The organism is Akkermansia sp. UNK.MGS-1 (genome assembly GCF_000980515.1).
Taxonomy (GTDB): domain Bacteria; phylum Verrucomicrobiota; class Verrucomicrobiia; order Verrucomicrobiales; family Akkermansiaceae; genus Akkermansia; species Akkermansia muciniphila.
The window spans coordinates 145,076-160,259 of sequence record NZ_LBCB01000001.1 but is presented as its reverse complement, the minus strand read 5'-3'; the positions used below and the strand labels follow the sequence as shown (position 1 = coordinate 160,259).

Sequence of the window (15,184 nt, the reverse complement as noted above, 5' to 3'; positions counted from 1 at the left end):
GGTAGCAAAACCTGTAATCCGTCTATCGGAAAAAATAGAAATCCTATGGTAGTCTTGCAAGCATGAAAACAATTAACGGGCAAAACATGCCATGCAGGGAGCTGGGCAAAAGCGGCCTGAAGGTTTCAGCCATAGGCCTGGGCTGCATGGGAATGAGCCATGCCTACGGAGCGCCCGCAGACAAAAAGGAAATGGCGGAACTCCTGTCCCGGGCCGTGGATATGGGATATACATTCTTTGATACGGCGGAAGTGTACGGAACGCCCGGACACCCCCACGACAACGAAGAACTGCTGGGGAAAGCGCTGGCGCCCTACCGGGACAGGATCGTTATTGCGACCAAATTCGGAATCCGTTTCAGCGGCACGGCAGGCCCCGGACCATACCCGCTGATCACCGATTCCCGCCCCGGCACAATCCGCCAATCCGTGGAAAGTTCCCTTAAAAGGCTGGGAGTAGAACGCATCGGCCTGTATTACCAGCACCGCATGGATGATTCCGTACCGCCGGAGGAAGTGGCGGGCGTCATGCAGGAGTTGATCCGTGAAGGCAAAATCGCGCATTGGGGTATTTCCGAAGCAACGGAGGAAGCCATACGGCGCGCGCACGTAACATGTCCGGTCACCGCCATCCAGAACCGTTATTCCATGATGGCGCGCTATCATGAATCCCTTTTTCCCGTACTGGAAGAACTGGGCATCGGCTTTGTAGCGTTCTCCCCCCTGGCCAACGGCCTGCTCTCCGGCCGCTACAACCTAAATTCCACGTTTGAGCCGGGGACGGACTACCGCAGCTCCATGCCTCAGTTCAGACCGGAAAGCTTTGACGCCAACAAGGATCTCTTCCTCCTGCTCCATAATCTGGCGGAAGAAAAACAGGCCACTCCGGCACAAATTTCCCTGGCGTGGATGCTCTGCAAAAAGTCCTGGATCGTTCCCATTCCGGGAACACGAAAGTTCTCCAGACTGAAAGAAAACGCAGAGGCAGCCCATGTAATACTATCCGCGGATGAAGTCCGGCAGATCGACGCAGCTCTCTCCTTTATGAACATGTCCGACGTATTTGGAGGAAGTCCCATCACAGAAAAATCATCAACCCATTAATCAACAAATCACGCTTTTCCTCCCTTGCAAAAGCATGACAACTCAGTCTCCTTCATGAAATGATGAAAAAAAACCGGTTAATCCTCCCTGCCTTTTTCTTATCGATATTCACGCCTCCGGCCATGATTCAGGCGGGAGGCCCCCCCCTGTTCCAGCTGCGGAACAAGCCCCCCTGCTTATTGCAAGGCAGGGCAGTTTTGCCGTGGGCGGGAACATTCTGCAACGCCCGGGAACATATGACAACAGCCGTTTTCCCGGCTGGGGGCAAGCAGTTGAAGCCGGCCAGAGTTACCACGCCGACCACGCCGCCGTGGACTTCCAGATACCGGCCGATGCCCGCATGCTTCCTCTAATCTTCATTCATGGCTATGGACAGTCCGCCCGGTGCTGGCAGACAACACCGGACGGACGGGAGGGCTTTAATGACATGTTCCTGCGCAAAAGATACGCCACCTACCTGGTTGACCTCCCAGGACGGGGACGGGCGGGCAGAACGACGGCGGAAACCGCCATCAGGCCGCTTGCCGACGAGCAGTTCTGGTTCGACATCTTCCGGATCGGCGAATGGCCCGCATTCAACCCGGGAGTACAGTTCCCTACGGACAAGGATTCCCTGGATCAGTTTTTCCGACAAATGACACCCGATATCGGCACGCACGATATGACAAAAGAACTCGATGCCCTGAGCGCCCTCTTCAAGCGCGTGGGCAAGGGCATCCTGGTCACTCACTCCGCAGGGGGATTCCCCGGCTGGCTGACGGCCATCCGCAACCCGGAAGTGCGCGGCATCATTTCCCTGGAACCGGGCACCTACGTCTTCCCGGAAGGGGAGGTTCCCGAAGACATGCCCAGCCTCACCGGCACGATGAAGGGGATCGCCGTTCCGCCGGAGGAATTCAACAAGCTCACCCAAATCCCCATCATCCTCTACTTCGGAGATTATATTCCTGAAAACGTCACCGATAAGCTTGGAGGGGAAAACTGGCGCGTACGTCTGCAAATGGGACGCAAATTTGTGGAGGCCGTCAACAGGCATGGCGGCCATGCTGCTCTGGTGGAACTGCCCAAAATCGGCATCCGGGGAAATACGCATTTTCTGATGTCCGATAAAAACAATAACATCATTGCCGACCATATGGCCGCCTGGCTCCGGCAGAACAAACTTGACAGGTGACAGGCACACTCCCCCGCACATTTACTTTCTGCGTCCGCCATCTGTAATCATGGTAGCAAAACCTGTAATCCGTCTATCGACGGGAAGAGAGCCTTTCATGATAGAATGGAAACTGCTTGAGAAAGCAAAGTACATGCCATGAAAACAAACGCCATTATTTCAATAGCCCTTTCCCTGATTTCCTTCAACCACCAGTTAAATGCGCAGCAAATGAACACAAATGATTCTCCGGTCGTTTCAACAGCCCCAGCCCGCCAATCCCCATTTACGGAAGCAAAAAGCATTAAAAGCCACAACGCCAATCCCTGGGGGCTGGTTTACCGGGGAGCCGTCACGGAAAACATGGAAGGCCGCGTCAACATCCATCCAATCACCTATATGCTGAACGGACTGCAAATTGCCGCCCATGTTTATACGCCCGCCGGATATGATGCCTCGAAAAAATACCCCGCCCTTGTCGTGGCGCATCCCAACGGCGGCGTGAAGGAGCAGGTGGCCGGACTTTACAGCCAGCGCATGGCGGAACAGGGCTACATCTGCCTGGCATTTGACGCGGCCTACCAGGGGGCCAGCGGAGGGACTCCCCGCAATACGGACAAACCCGCCAACCGCATGGAAGACATCCGCCGCGCCGCAGACATCCTGCTGCAATATCCCGGAGCGGACGCCTCCCGTCTGGGCATCCTGGGCATTTGCGGCGGAGGAGGCTACACCCTGAAAACCGCACAGACGGACAAGCGTTTCAAGGCAGTCGCCACGCTCAGCATGTTCAACACCGGCTTGATCCGGCGCAACGGGTTTCTCGACTCGCAGATCAACAGCGTGCAGGAACGCCTTGCCGACGCCTGCGCCGCCCGCCAGCGCGAAGCGGAAGGCGGTCAGCCGGAATACGTGGGAGACATGAAAGGAGTAACGCCGGAACAGGCGGCCCAACTGCCCTTTGACCTCTACCGGGACGGCTACGACTATTATCTGCAAAGCCACGCCCACCCCAATTCCACCTTCCGCTATACCAAAAGCAGCCTGATGGACCTCTTTGCCTTTGACGCGAGCGAAGGTATGCACCTGATTAACCAGCCCCTGCTGATGATGGCGGGCAGCAGAGCCGACACCTTCTACATGACGGAACAATGCTACAGCCGCGCCACGGGAACCCTCAACAAGGAATTGTTCCTCATTCCGGGCGCCACGCATATCAAGACCTACTACGTGCCGGAATACGTGGATCAGGCTGTCGGAAAGCTGGCGGAATTCTTCGGGAAAAACCTGTAAAACTGCTCTCCCAGGTTCATGAAACTTTTATCGTCTGTCCTGTTCTGCCTGATGTCGTGCGTGCTGGCTCTGGCGGCAAATTCCGCCCTTTCCAGCCAGGAATTGACCTCCAGGCAGAAACACATCATCACCATTGCCGCCTATACCGGCAGAGGGGATTTGCATCAGCTGCAGCCGGCCCTGAATGCCGCCTTGGACAGTGGATTGACGATAAATGAAATCCGGGAAGTTTTAGTGCATTCCTACGCCTATTGCGGGTTTCCGCGAAGCCTGAGGGGGTTGCAGACATTCATCTCCGTGCTGGATAAAAGAAAGTCCCGAGGCATAGCCGATGCCCCGGGACAAGATGCCTGCCCCACAAAGGACAAGCGCAGCCGCTACGATCGCGGGTGCGCCATTCTTGCGGAAATCTCCGGCATTCCCGTCAATGCACCGAAAGCTGCCTATGCCGAATTTGCCCCGGTCATGGAACGTTTCCTGAAAGAACACCTTTTTGCAGATATTTTTGAACGGGACGTTCTGACCTATGATGAACGCGAATTGGCTACCGTATCCATCCTCGCGGCCATAGGCGGTGTGGAACCAATGGCCCGCTCTCACATGGGCATCTGCCTGAATCTGGGCATAACACCCGCACAGCTGCACCAGCTGCTTGATATCGTGTCCAGGAACATCGGCCCCGGGGAAGCAGATGCAGTCCGGAAAGAGCTGAACACGCTGTTGCAGGCAAAAGGGCTGCCTGTTGTCCGCAGAACCGGACAAGATGCGGGAAAACCGCTGGTTGTTTATTTCTCCGCAACGGGCAATACCAAAGCGGTGGCGGAACAAATTGCGAAACTGACCGGAGCGGATCTCTACCGGATTGAAGCCGCCGAGGCCTACAATGCCGACCCTTACCGCGACAGCGACCGTGTCAAAAAAGAAGCTTATGAAAACCTGCGCCCAAAGGTCGCTAACTTGCCTGAAGCCTCCCTGATGGCGAAATATGATACTATCTTCGTCGGCTCTCCAATCTGGTGGCATCAGCCTGCCATGGTGATTTGCACCTTTTTAGAGGCATTTGACCTGAAAGGGAAAACGCTCATTCCCTTCTTTACTTATGACGCGACTACTTATTTAAACGAATCCATGCAACAAATTTACAGGCTTACGCCCCATTCCCGGCACATTCCGTCAACTCTTCCAGAAGACCTTGACCCAGGAGATATTACAACTCCCGGACGTGCCGATGATGAGGGGATTGACATGCCGGGCAATGCCGCAGGCGTCAAAACATGGCTGAAAAGAATCGGCATGCTGCCATGACTTTTGCCTGGGCTCTTTCATCCCCCCCTCAGTTTTTCAATCCATATGACCCATTTTGCAATACCATCACCTATGGCCGTTTTTGCATTGCCCTTTTTGCGGGAGGGCCATACCGTCCGGCTAGAGGAACATAACATATGGCTAGGAATAAAAACCGGTCATTTCAACTGATTTCATAGCCCATGGAACAACGTCTATCCAAAAAAGTCATGATATTGACGGGAGCCGGGCAAATCGGCATGGCCATTGCCCGCAGAATAGGAAGCGGTATGAAAATCGTCATTGGCGACAAAAATATCGGGAACGCGCATGCCATTGCCCGGACGATGAATCAGGCCGGATTTGACACCATCCCCTTAGAGATGGATCTCTCTTCCCGGGACTCCATCCTGCATTTGATTGCAGAAGCACAGAGGTACGGCAATATTTCCATGCTCGTCAATGCAGCGGGGGTTTCCCCCAGCCAGGCATCCGTTGAAACCATTCTTAAAGTGGATCTCTACGGAACCGCCGTATTGCTGGAAGAGGTGGGGAAAGTTATTTGCCCCGGCGGCTCGGGAGTAACTATCTCCAGCCAATCCGGTCACCGCATGCCCGCTCTGACTGCCGAACAGGACGAACAACTGGCCATGACTCCAACAGAGGAATTGCTGAACCTCGAACTCCTCCAACCCGGGAATATCAAGGACACTCTGCATGCCTACCAGATGGCGAAACGCTGCAACGTCAAGCGTGTCATGGCGGAAGCCGTCAAATGGGGTGCCAAAGGCGCACGCATCAACTCCATTTCCCCGGGCATTGTAGTCACCCCTCTGGCAATCGATGAATTCAACGGTCCCAGAGGTGATTTTTACAAAAACATGTTTGCGAAGTGCCCTGCAGGAAGACCCGGTACGGCGGATGAAATAGCCCATGTAGCGGAATTGCTGATGGGCGGCAAGGGGGCTTTCATCACCGGCGCGGACTTCCTGATTGACGGGGGAGCCTCCGCCTCCTATTTCTACGGTCCGTTGAAACCGCACGATTCAAAAGAGAAAACCTCTCAGACAATCGAAAACGGCAGGCAAAGCATAAAATGAAGCTTACTGAAATCAACGCAGCATCAAAAGGAAAACACCGTAGATCATAAGCACAAAACAACATGAAAAAAACGACCAGCCACATTGCTGGCGACGTTTCTCATGTTACCCATTTATAATAAGGACCAAAACGGATAACGGGCCTCTGCCCCTGACCGCACGGCTGTTCCGTCATCTTGGCATCCAGCCATGCAATATCCCCCCGCGAAGTTATGATGGACTCCAAATTCCGGTCACCGAAATTAAATATACGTTCCACATCCTGCACATCCCCATCCCGGGCATTTTCCTGAATCATCAGGCGGATTTCCTCTTCCGTCACCCTGTCAGTCGTATTACTGACGCCCAGCAAATTGCATGCGAAAACTATGCTTTTGGAAAGCACCCATACGAAGGGGGCTGCAGCACAAGAAAAGGCTTTCACCGGCACAGCCGCCAGTTTGGAAATTACTTCCGGAGCACACATTCCAACTCTCTTGGGCATCAGTTCCCCGAATACAAAAGCTCCCGGAAACAACAGACTCCCAATACCCTCCGGATGCTTTTCCATTCGTAACGAAAAAACCCTGCAAGCAATGAACTTGCAGGGTTTTCAAATGGTTACGGGAGCAGGATTTGAACCTGCGACCTTCAGGTTATGAGCCTGACGAGCTACCTGGCTGCTCCATCCCGCGATTTAGAGAGCATCTGTAGAGGAGTGCGCAACTGTTATAAGGCATTTCCGCAGCATGTCAAGTACTTTCAAATAATTTTTTTATACCCGCAATTGTATGACAAAGACGTTCAAACGTATTCCGAAGACGACGGAAAGCGATAAACGGAAACGGCCGCTCCCCGATTGATTGGCTCACAACAGGTAGGAGAGCCGCCCAGGTCCGGCATATGGAAACGGAAACAGAAAAGTGCCTTTCCCCGCACGCGAAAAAAAGAAAGGATTCCTCGACAAACATTGTCAAATCTGTATATCTTGAAAGGTGCGGACGGGGTCCGCGCATTAACATCAACTAGAAAGAGGTACGACAATGCAAAAGGTAAACGTAAACACACCCATTACGATCACGGGGCGCCACGTGGAAGTCACAGACGCGATTCGGGAATTCGTAACGAAAAAAATTGAGGGGATCCGCCTGGATTTCCCGCGCATTATGGAGGTTAAAGTACTGCTTGATGTGCAACGCGACCGCAAGATTTCTCAGGTAATCCTGTTCTGCTCGGATCATATCACCATTGACGCGTCCACGGAAGGGACGGACATGTACGCCTGCATTGATGAGACGATCACCAAAATCATGCGCCGCATGCGCAAGCACAAAACGCGCCTGATGAAGAATTTCCGTCCCCATCACCAGGAAACTATCCGCAAGCTGGATGAAACGGTATATGACGATTCCGTGCTGGATTACCCAGGAGATTCCCCGGAAGACCCGGAACCCCTGCTCATTCACAGAGAAAGCTACAATCTCAAAAAGCTTTACAAGGAAGAAGCCATCATGGAACTGGAACTTTCCGATAAGCCATTCGTACTCTACAGGAATGCGCGGCGAGACGTGCTCCAGATCGTATACCGGAGGCCGGACGGGGACTACTCTATCATTGAGCTTGGGAGCAGCCTGTAAGCGCAAAAAACGGTTTTGAAACAATCCGTTTTCCATAACGCATCAAAAAGAGCAGGACTTCAGAAACCGGGGGTCCTGCTCTTTTCTGTAATGCCGTGACATGGAACAAGAAAATCTCTTGATTTCTACTTGCCACCATTTACATTGGTGCCAGCAAACCTCCGTGGATGCGGAGGTTCCAGTAGTTAACAAACACTGTATTTAATTCGAATTATGAAGAACATCGCTATCCTCGCCATCGCCGGCGCCGCTTGCCTGGTCGCTTCCTGCTCCCAGCAGCAGCAGCAACAGCAAACCACCGCTCCTGCTCCCGCTCCGGTTGTGCAGGCCAAGGGCAAGTAAGTTTGCAGCGGGGTTTTGCCCTGCAACACTAGCAAATTATCCAATTAATCCGCACTCGGTGTACGCACTGAGTGCGTTTTTATTTGCCCTGAGTCCGGATTCCCTCCGCCATTTGCCGATTCGCCGGGATTTTCCTTAAAAACGGCGGATACCGCAAACCGCCGCGGCGCAGCACCGTGTGCCGGTTCCTGCCGGATCAGGCTTCCCCTTTATTCAGCGGCCGCCTTCGCCTCATTCTGCTGATCGGACTGGAATATCCGCTGAACCAGAATGGGGCGTTTCCTGGCCCACCCGGGCCAGACCAGGTGATGTTCCATGCCGTAGGAATGGCCCTCCGGAAAGGCCTTGGAAACAAATGGTTCCCGCCAGTCCTCCTCCCATTTGCCGCCTTCCCGGTCCTTCTGGGTCAGCGTCACCAGATGCCCGCAGTTCTTCCAGGCATCCAGAACAATGGAGCCCTGCAATCCCTTCCCCGCGGCATTGACATACACGCAACTGTGCTCCCTGCCCGTTCCACGGTCTCGAATCGTCAGCCCTATGCGGAAATACTTCACGGGGCGGCGGCGCAGGTCCCGGTACAAATCCTGCTGGACCTGCCAGCACAGCCCCCTGTCGCGCAGGTTGGAATTGACCAGAATATTGTTCAGCCAGCCAAACAGCACAGTCCTGTTGTCCCGGGCAATCGCTGCGGACTGGACCACGGCCGTGTCCGCCAGCCACCTGGCCTCCGCTCCGGCAGCGGGAAGAGAGGCCTGATCCGGCGGCAGCAGCGCCAGGAAGGCATTAGCCAGCCCGGACATTTGCTGCTGCACGTAAGTTTGTTGTATATAATCCTCCGCCGGAGGAGTACAGCAGGAACTCCATCCGCACAAAAGGGCGGCAGCAAGCAAAAGCCTGAATGTCTGCGTGGTCGGCATGGCGCGCCAAGGCTAGCAGACTACGCGTAAAAATCCAGTAAAGCTTTCAAAAATGCCAGCCTCCGCCCTGACGGCTCTTGCCTTCCCCTTTCCATCCCGGTAGAATACATCCTCTCTTCACCATGCTGACGATCAAAAATCTCACAAAATCCCACGCCGGACGGACCTTGTTCAGGGAAACGGAAATGACCATTAACTGGGGGGAACGGGTGGCTCTGGTTGGCCCCAACGGAGCAGGCAAATCCACCCTGTTCCGCATGATTCTGGGAGAAGACACGCCGGACGAAGGCTCCATCAGCATGGATGAATACGCCATCGTGGGCTATCTTCCCCAGGAAGCCAGCGAACCGAAGGATGAAACCGTTCTGGAAATCGCCCTGGGCATCACGCCGGAAATGGAACAGGCCATCCACACCATCCGGACGGCGGAAAACGCCAACAAAACGGATACGCCGGAATACGCGGAAGCCATTGACACTTTCAACGCCGCCAACGGTTACCAGCTGGAGCCCAAAGCCAAGAAAATTCTCAAAGGGCTGGCCTTTCGGGAAAGCGACTTCCATCGCCCCGCCCGGGAAATGTCCGGCGGCTGGATCATGCGCGCGTACCTGGCCAAGCTCCTTGTCCTGGAGCCGGACCTCCTGATGCTGGACGAACCTACCAACCACCTGGACCTCCTGTCCCTGCTGTGGCTCCAGCGATACCTGAAAAACTACCCCGGAGCCATCCTGATGATTTCCCACGACCGGGATTTCATGGATGAGCTGGTGGAAAGCGTGTACGACATCGACAACGAAGAACTGGTGGAATACCGAGGCAATTACTCGGACTTCCTCCAACAAAAGGACGTGCGCTTCGAGCAGCTTCAGGCGGCCTACCGCAACCAGCAGAAGGAAATAGCGCACATTCAGGAATTTATTGACCGTTTCCGCTCCATCAATTCCAAAGCCGGGCAAGTCCAGAGCCGCATCAAGCAGCTGGAAAAGATGAAAATCATTCAAAAACCGGTAGCCCGCAGGAAGGTATTTAAATTCAACTTCCCCCAGCCTCCGCGCAGCACCCAGAAAGTCATTGAGCTGGAAAAAGTCTGCCAATCCTATGGCGACCGCAGGGTTTATGAAAACCTGGACCTGCTGGTGGAACGCGGGGAGCGCACTGTTCTTGTAGGTCCGAACGGCGCGGGCAAATCCACTCTTCTCAAAATCCTGGCGGGCATCATCCCCATTGACTCCGGACAACGCACTCCCGGTACCACGACGCGCATCGGCTACTTCTCCCAGGCGCGAACGGAAAACCTGAATCCGGAAAATACCGTGCTGGAGGAAATCATGAAATGCAGCGCTGAAATCCGGGAGGAAGAAGCGCGTTCCATCCTGGGTTCCTTCCTGTTCCGGAGGCTGGATGTGGAAAAACGCGTCAGCGTTCTTTCCGGCGGGGAAAAATCGCGGCTCAGCCTGGTCAAATTCCTAGTGGATCCGCCCAACCTCCTGCTGATGGACGAGCCGACCACCCACCTGGACCTTTTGTCCGTAGAAGCCCTGGTGCAGGCTCTGAAGCATTATGAAGGAACACTGGTCTTCATCTCCCACGATGTGCACTTCATCCGTTCCCTGGCACAAAAAACCCTGCATGTGAACCGGGGGACCATCACCGCCTACGCAGGCGGATATGACTACTATCTGGAAAAGTCAGGCATTCTGGACGATGAAAAAGGCGGCATCACGGCGGAATAAGGCTCTTTTTTCAGTTTCCCCTTTTTCCTTGCCGTGGATTTCATCCTGCCTCAAAAGAACAGGATGAAGGCTTTTCTTGTTCCTCTCTTATATTCTGCGCTTCTGTCCGGAGCCTCTCTTGCATTTGGTGAAACGGCCGCCGGAACGGCTTCCCCACAGCAGCGGCTCCGGCGGAAAAAATTCCTTCCGCGGAATCCCTGATCAACCAGGCCTTTTCCTTTGCCATCAATATCCAGCAGACGTTGGCAGGCGTTCAGGACAAGGAAAGCGCGGACAACGCCGTCAAAACGCCGCAGGACATTCAGAAGGACATCCGGCATTTCCTCCAGCTTCAGGATAAATTGAACGATGCGGAAAAGGAGAAAGAAGACGCCTTGATAGAAAAAATGAAAAAACGAATGGAAATGCTGGACAACCGCTGCAGGCAGGAAGGCAAACGCCCGTTTGAGGCCCGTTATTACGGTTCCGCCGCCTTAAAGGACATTTTGGAAAATTCGGATGAATTCAGCGGCCTGGTAGAACCGGATGAAGACGGGGCGCCCCCCAATGCAATCCGGGAAAATGAAGAGGCCGGACAGTAGCCTCCCCCTCACCCCGTTTCTCCCCCTTTTTTCATTCCCGGCCCGCCCTTTCCCCATATGGGGTCCTGCGCGGCCAGGTCCATTTCAAGCTTGCCGGAACCGTGAAAAACGGGTTTACTGTGGGCAGCATGCAAAAGTTAGCAGGTAAAACAGCCATCGTTACCGGCGCGGGCCGCGGAATCGGCAATGCCGTCGCGCGCCGCTTCGCTTCGGAAGGAGCCAGGGTCATCCTGATCAGCCGCAGTCCATCCAGCTGCGGGGGAGCCGCAGAAGAAATCAACAAGGAATTTCCGGATTCCTGCAAGGCCTACCCCTGCGACGTAGCGGATTACGCGGCCGTTCAGGAAACCATGGCCGCCATTTTGAAAGACTTCCTGCAGATTGACATCCTGGTGAACAACGCCGGCATCACGCGGGACTCCCTGATGCTCCGCATGAAGGAGGAAGACTGGGATGCCGTTCTGGACACCAACCTGAAAAGCGCGTTCAATACGGTCAAGGCCCTCCAGCGTGTTCTCATGAAATCCCCGGCCGGGCGCATCATCAACATGAGCTCCGTCATCGGTCTCGTCGGCAACATCGGCCAGGCCAATTACGCCGCTTCCAAGGCGGGCCTCATCGGCTTCACCAAATCACTGGCCCTGGAATTCGCTCCGCGCAAAGTCACGTGCAACGCCATTGCTCCCGGCTTCATCTCCACGGAAATGTCCAATGCCATTCCCGACAATCTCAAGGAAGAAATCGTCAAGAAAATACCTTTGAAAGAACAAGGTTCCGTGGAAGATATCGCCGCCCTGACGGCCTTCCTTGCCTCTGACGATGCCCGTTACATCACCGGGCAGGTCATTGCCTGCGACGGAGGCATGACGATGTAGGGCATTCCGGTTTTCACCATTCCATGCGCGGCATTTTCCTTGTTTCCTGCTTTCTGGGAGGAAGCGCCCTGCTGGCCGGGTGCCGGGAAGAAAATAATTCCCCCCGCCCGGCCACGGAAGATGCCGCGCGCATTACCAGCGCACGCCAGTGGGGAGAAAGCCGATCCGCGCTGCAAAAACGGGAACTGGACCGCGCTGCCGGTCCTGCCCTTCCCATTCCGGATGACCTGCCGTCCCGGGAGCTGGTCGGCACGACGCGCCAAATCCATCAGCTCATTGAAGCTTCCGGAAATCCGGCACGTTTTGAATCCTACACGGAAACGGTTCCCGCGGCGGGAGCTTCCCTGCGCATGGTCGCCATACCGGGAGGAACGTTCCTCATGGGGAGTCCCGCGGAAGAGCCGCACCGGAAACCGGACGAAGGTCCGCAGCATAAAGTGAGCATCTCCCCCTTCTGGATCTCGGAAACGGAAATCCCCTGGGAACTTTATACGGCCTTCATGGAAAACGGGCGTCCGCGCGCCAAGGACGGCCAGCTTCTGGAGGAACAGCCGGATGACGAACTGTGGGACTCCGTCACGCAGCCTACCGCCCCCTACGCCGCCATGAACCTGGGCATGGGCCACGGCTATGAACACGGCCTGCCCGCCATCTCCATGTCCCACCACGCCGCCAGCAAATTCTGCGAATGGCTGAGCGCCCAGACCGGGCATTACTACCGCCTGCCCACGGAGGCGGAATGGGAATACGCCTGCCGGGCCGGTTCCGCCGGCGCCTATTCTTACGGAAACGGGGAAGCCTCTCTGGACCAGTACGCCTGGTACTGGAACAATTCCAATGACCGCTACCAGAAAACAGGCTCTAAAAAACCAAATAAGTGGGGACTCCGGGACATGCACGGAAATGTGGCGGAATGGGTTTTGGACTCTTACGTTCCGGATGCCTACGGCAAACGGAGCGGCTTGCCCACGAAAGACCCCCTGGTCATCATCCCCGGCGCCCCTCACATCGTTCGCGGCGGTTCGTGGGAAGACGACCCGGACAGCCTGAGAAGCGCTGCGCGCCGCGCCAGCACCCCCGCCTGGAACCGTCAGGATCCTCAAAACCCTAAAAGCATCTGGTACCTGACGGACGGAGGCATGATCGGGTTCCGCGTGGTGCGCCCCATGAACATTCCGGACATTATGACGATGCACCGCCTCTGGAATTTCTCCAAGGGGGAGCCGTAAAGAACAATCTTTCATGACCATTGCATTAAGAACGGAACAATCCTCAGACCATGCCGAAACGGAACATGTCACGAGAGAAGCGTTCTGAAACTATTTCGTCCCCGGCTGCAATGAACATTACCTGCTCCATATCATGCGCGTCAGTCCTTCCTTCATCCCGGAGCAGGATGCAGTCGCCATCCACGGCAGCCGCATCGTCGGGAAACATCGTTGATGCAACGTCCGTCATCAGGGCAGACGATGGAAAAGAATATGAAGTGCTGGGCATGGGGCCCATTGCCGTTCTTCCGGAATACCAGCGCCGGGGAATAGGACGGCGGATGATCGGCTACACCAGGAACCGGGCGCGTGAAATGGGCTTCCGTGCCATTTTCCTGTACGGCGACCCGGACTACTCTTCACACTGTGGATTCGTTCCCGCGGAAACGCTGGGCATCAGAACGGCGGATAATAGGTATGCGGCGGCCCTCCAGGTCTGTGCGCTGCAAAGGGGTTCCCTATCCGGCCTGAAAGGCCGCTATGTGGAAGCTGCCGTGTACCATATGGACGAAAAGCGCGCTGCCGAATTTGACCGGCATTTTCCGGTAAAGAAAAAGCTTTCCGGTATTGCGTCTCAAAAACGTTTCCAGCAAATTGCCGCCATGCGGAGAAAACCGGATACGGCCCCCTGCCCCCGGAAATCCCGTACCTTCCGGAGGGCATGAATCCCGCATGCGGATAAGCAATTCTTCCTCTCTGGATATAAAAAACAAGAGCTGTTCCGCAAGAACAGCTCTCATCCGCCGATTTTTCGCCATCAGGAAGCTCAAGCCCTGCGGCGGCGCATCATCAGCGCGGCCAGTCCCAGCAGGCCCAGGGAAACCGTGGCTGGTTCCGGCACCATTTCCCCTCGGATTTCCGTGAAAATCGGAGATAATAAGCTGAAAGTATTGGTTCCGTTGGCTCCCGTAATAACAACAGAATCACCAGGCGCTCCCTCGGCGTCATAATGGCCGCGGATGCCGGGAGCAGTCAATCCGCCGCTGATCGTTACGGTATCTCCTTCCGTGTTAGCAGTAGGGGCGGCTGTCCCCCCCGCAGCATATAAATACGTTTTAGACGTATCCTGCATCAAGCCCATCACGGACTGGCTCACGGCCAGGAAGCGGTATGTCAATGCCGCGTCAAGAAGCAGGGGAGAACCATCCAGGGAAGAAAAACTGAACGTCAGATTAATCCCTGCTGCAGTAGTTCCCGTATTGGTGCTCCAGCCGATGACCGAATTGTCGGAGCCATTCAGCACCAGGAAGCCGTAAGTGACATTAGCGCCCAAATTGTTGGCGGCTCCGCGCAGCGTAAAACTGTCCAGTCTGATCTCTCCGGACAGGGAGGAGGGAGAAGAGGAATCGGAAGGAGCCAGGGAAGAAGACCCCAGGCTAAGATAAAACCCATGGATGGTACTATTGTAATTATCCGTACCGGGAGTGTAATAATTAAAAACGGTCGCTGCCTCCGAGGAAACAGCAAAGCTTCCCATCGCGATTAAAAGTGTCAGTGTTTTCTTCATATTTATTATTCCTTTTGGATGGCAACTTGTAGCGAATTTGGAATTCCCCAATCGGATTTGGAATCCGCAAGCAATTAAAAATATTAAGAGTTAGTATATTGTGTTTATAATTCATTGAAAATAATGATTTTTTAATATCTCTGGTCCTTTTGTCAAGATGACGGGTCAGTCTTTGTTATTCATTGGTTTCATGATTGATTTGGCCTCTTTTTCATTACTTGACGGATTCCAAATTCGTATGATGCCCAAACAAAATATGAGCGTTTTCACCGCCGGGAATGTCCCATGCAGAGAATAACGGAACGCCGGAACAGGGATGCCCGTTTTCCCTGTTTCAACAGCTCTTCCGGTATTCATCTCCGCCATGAAAAACAAGACCTTTCTCCCAACTACCTTTATACCGGAATTCCCG

14 protein-coding genes, 1 tRNA gene and 3 pseudogenes are annotated in these 15,184 nt (G+C 54.6%); 13 read left to right on the top strand and 5 right to left on the bottom strand.

Annotation, left to right across the window (positions count from 1 at the left end; translation table 11 throughout):
• The first annotated feature begins 86 nt into the window (after positions 1-86).
• The 6 genes and pseudogenes from WW58_RS00695 to WW58_RS00670 all read left to right on the top strand — a co-directional run bounded on the left by WW58_RS00695 (position 87) and on the right by WW58_RS00670 (position 5,933).
• A complete protein-coding gene (locus WW58_RS00695) occupies positions 87-1,103 on the top strand; it encodes an aldo/keto reductase (RefSeq protein WP_046434630.1) in 1,017 nt (338 codons plus the stop codon).
• A 202-nt stretch (positions 1,104-1,305) separates the two neighbouring features.
• Complete coding sequence (locus WW58_RS00690; protein ID WP_215841785.1) at positions 1,306-2,277, top strand: alpha/beta hydrolase; 972 nt, start codon at positions 1,306-1,308, stop codon at positions 2,275-2,277.
• 138 nt (positions 2,278-2,415) lie between these two features.
• Positions 2,416-3,549 carry an alpha/beta hydrolase gene (locus WW58_RS00685; protein ID WP_046434465.1) on the top strand — a complete coding sequence of 378 codons (1,134 nt, stop codon included), beginning with the start codon at positions 2,416-2,418 and terminating at the stop codon, positions 3,547-3,549.
• An 18-nt stretch (positions 3,550-3,567) separates the two neighbouring features.
• Positions 3,568-4,200: pseudogene (locus tag WW58_RS13755) on the top strand (carboxymuconolactone decarboxylase family protein); the annotation flags it as partial.
• A 117-nt stretch (positions 4,201-4,317) separates the two neighbouring features.
• Positions 4,318-4,854 (top strand): annotated as a pseudogene (locus WW58_RS13750) (flavodoxin); the annotation flags it as partial.
• 182 nt (positions 4,855-5,036) lie between these two features.
• On the top strand, positions 5,037-5,933 hold the full coding sequence (locus tag WW58_RS00670) for an SDR family oxidoreductase (RefSeq protein ID WP_046434463.1): 897 nt from the start codon (positions 5,037-5,039) through the stop codon (positions 5,931-5,933).
• Between the two features lie 100 nt (positions 5,934-6,033).
• On the opposite strand, the gene WW58_RS00665 is transcribed toward WW58_RS00670, so the two are convergent.
• A complete protein-coding gene (locus tag WW58_RS00665; RefSeq protein WP_046434461.1) occupies positions 6,034-6,483 on the bottom strand; it encodes a CNNM domain-containing protein in 450 nt (149 codons plus the stop codon).
• A gap of 47 nt (positions 6,484-6,530) precedes the next feature.
• Positions 6,531-6,607: transfer RNA gene (locus WW58_RS00660), tRNA-Met, on the bottom strand.
• A 348-nt stretch (positions 6,608-6,955) separates the two neighbouring features.
• On the opposite strand from WW58_RS00660, the gene hpf reads away from it, so the two are divergent.
• On the top strand, positions 6,956-7,549 hold the full coding sequence (gene hpf / locus WW58_RS00655; protein WP_012420042.1) for a ribosome hibernation-promoting factor, HPF/YfiA family: 594 nt from the start codon (positions 6,956-6,958) through the stop codon (positions 7,547-7,549).
• A gap of 213 nt (positions 7,550-7,762) precedes the next feature.
• Positions 7,763-7,891 carry a hypothetical protein gene (locus WW58_RS12670; RefSeq protein ID WP_012420041.1) on the top strand — a complete coding sequence of 43 codons (129 nt, stop codon included), beginning with the start codon at positions 7,763-7,765 and terminating at the stop codon, positions 7,889-7,891.
• Positions 7,892-8,100: 209 nt separating this feature from the next.
• On the opposite strand, the gene WW58_RS00650 is transcribed toward WW58_RS12670, so the two are convergent.
• Positions 8,101-8,808, bottom strand: coding sequence for a hypothetical protein (locus WW58_RS00650; protein ID WP_102742029.1), 708 nt, complete (start codon positions 8,806-8,808; stop codon positions 8,101-8,103).
• Between the two features lie 122 nt (positions 8,809-8,930).
• On the opposite strand from WW58_RS00650, the gene WW58_RS00645 reads away from it, so the two are divergent.
• From WW58_RS00645 to WW58_RS13745, 5 genes and pseudogenes are all read left to right on the top strand, one after another.
• Complete coding sequence (locus WW58_RS00645; protein WP_022197439.1) at positions 8,931-10,541, top strand: ABC-F family ATP-binding cassette domain-containing protein; 1,611 nt, start codon at positions 8,931-8,933, stop codon at positions 10,539-10,541.
• Positions 10,542-10,783: 242 nt separating this feature from the next.
• Complete coding sequence (locus WW58_RS00635; RefSeq protein WP_046434456.1) at positions 10,784-11,122, top strand: hypothetical protein; 339 nt, start codon at positions 10,784-10,786, stop codon at positions 11,120-11,122.
• Positions 11,123-11,250: 128 nt separating this feature from the next.
• Positions 11,251-11,997 (top strand): 3-oxoacyl-[acyl-carrier-protein] reductase, encoded by a 747-nt coding sequence (fabG, locus tag WW58_RS00630; protein ID WP_022197437.1) that lies wholly within the window; start codon positions 11,251-11,253, stop codon positions 11,995-11,997.
• Positions 11,998-12,020: 23 nt separating this feature from the next.
• Entirely contained in the window at positions 12,021-13,226 is a 1,206-nt protein-coding gene (locus WW58_RS00625) for a formylglycine-generating enzyme family protein (RefSeq protein WP_022197436.1), read from the top strand.
• A gap of 13 nt (positions 13,227-13,239) precedes the next feature.
• A pseudogene (locus WW58_RS13745) lies at positions 13,240-13,930 on the top strand (GNAT family N-acetyltransferase).
• Between the two features lie 101 nt (positions 13,931-14,031).
• On the opposite strand, the gene WW58_RS00615 reads toward WW58_RS13745, so the two are convergent.
• Positions 14,032-14,772 carry a PEP-CTERM sorting domain-containing protein gene (locus tag WW58_RS00615; RefSeq protein ID WP_022197433.1) on the bottom strand — a complete coding sequence of 247 codons (741 nt, stop codon included), beginning with the start codon at positions 14,770-14,772 and terminating at the stop codon, positions 14,032-14,034.
• Between the two features lie 165 nt (positions 14,773-14,937).
• Positions 14,938-15,138 (bottom strand): hypothetical protein, encoded by a 201-nt coding sequence (locus tag WW58_RS12655; protein WP_288143381.1) that lies wholly within the window; start codon positions 15,136-15,138, stop codon positions 14,938-14,940.
• Positions 15,139-15,184 lie beyond the last annotated feature (46 nt).

Bases quoted from the DNA above. Each gene is read 5' to 3' on its own strand.
- WW58_RS00695 (WP_046434630.1), top strand. From the start codon at position 87: ATGCCATGCAGGGAGCTGGGCAAAAGCGGCCTGAAGGTTTCAGCCATA.
- WW58_RS00685 (WP_046434465.1), top strand. From the start codon at position 2,416: ATGAAAACAAACGCCATTATTTCAATAGCCCTTTCCCTGATTTCCTTC.
- WW58_RS00670 (WP_046434463.1), top strand. From the start codon at position 5,037: ATGGAACAACGTCTATCCAAAAAAGTCATGATATTGACGGGAGCCGGG.
- WW58_RS00665 (WP_046434461.1), bottom strand. From the start codon at position 6,483: ATGGAAAAGCATCCGGAGGGTATTGGGAGTCTGTTGTTTCCGGGAGCT.
- hpf (WP_012420042.1), top strand. From the start codon at position 6,956: ATGCAAAAGGTAAACGTAAACACACCCATTACGATCACGGGGCGCCAC.
- WW58_RS12670 (WP_012420041.1), top strand. From the start codon at position 7,763: ATGAAGAACATCGCTATCCTCGCCATCGCCGGCGCCGCTTGCCTGGTC.
- WW58_RS00650 (WP_102742029.1), bottom strand. From the start codon at position 8,808: ATGCCGACCACGCAGACATTCAGGCTTTTGCTTGCTGCCGCCCTTTTG.
- WW58_RS00645 (WP_022197439.1), top strand. From the start codon at position 8,931: ATGCTGACGATCAAAAATCTCACAAAATCCCACGCCGGACGGACCTTG.
- fabG (WP_022197437.1), top strand. From the start codon at position 11,251: ATGCAAAAGTTAGCAGGTAAAACAGCCATCGTTACCGGCGCGGGCCGC.
- WW58_RS00625 (WP_022197436.1), top strand. From the start codon at position 12,021: ATGCGCGGCATTTTCCTTGTTTCCTGCTTTCTGGGAGGAAGCGCCCTG.
- WW58_RS00615 (WP_022197433.1), bottom strand. From the start codon at position 14,772: ATGAAGAAAACACTGACACTTTTAATCGCGATGGGAAGCTTTGCTGTT.
- WW58_RS12655 (WP_288143381.1), bottom strand. From the start codon at position 15,138: ATGGCGGAGATGAATACCGGAAGAGCTGTTGAAACAGGGAAAACGGGC.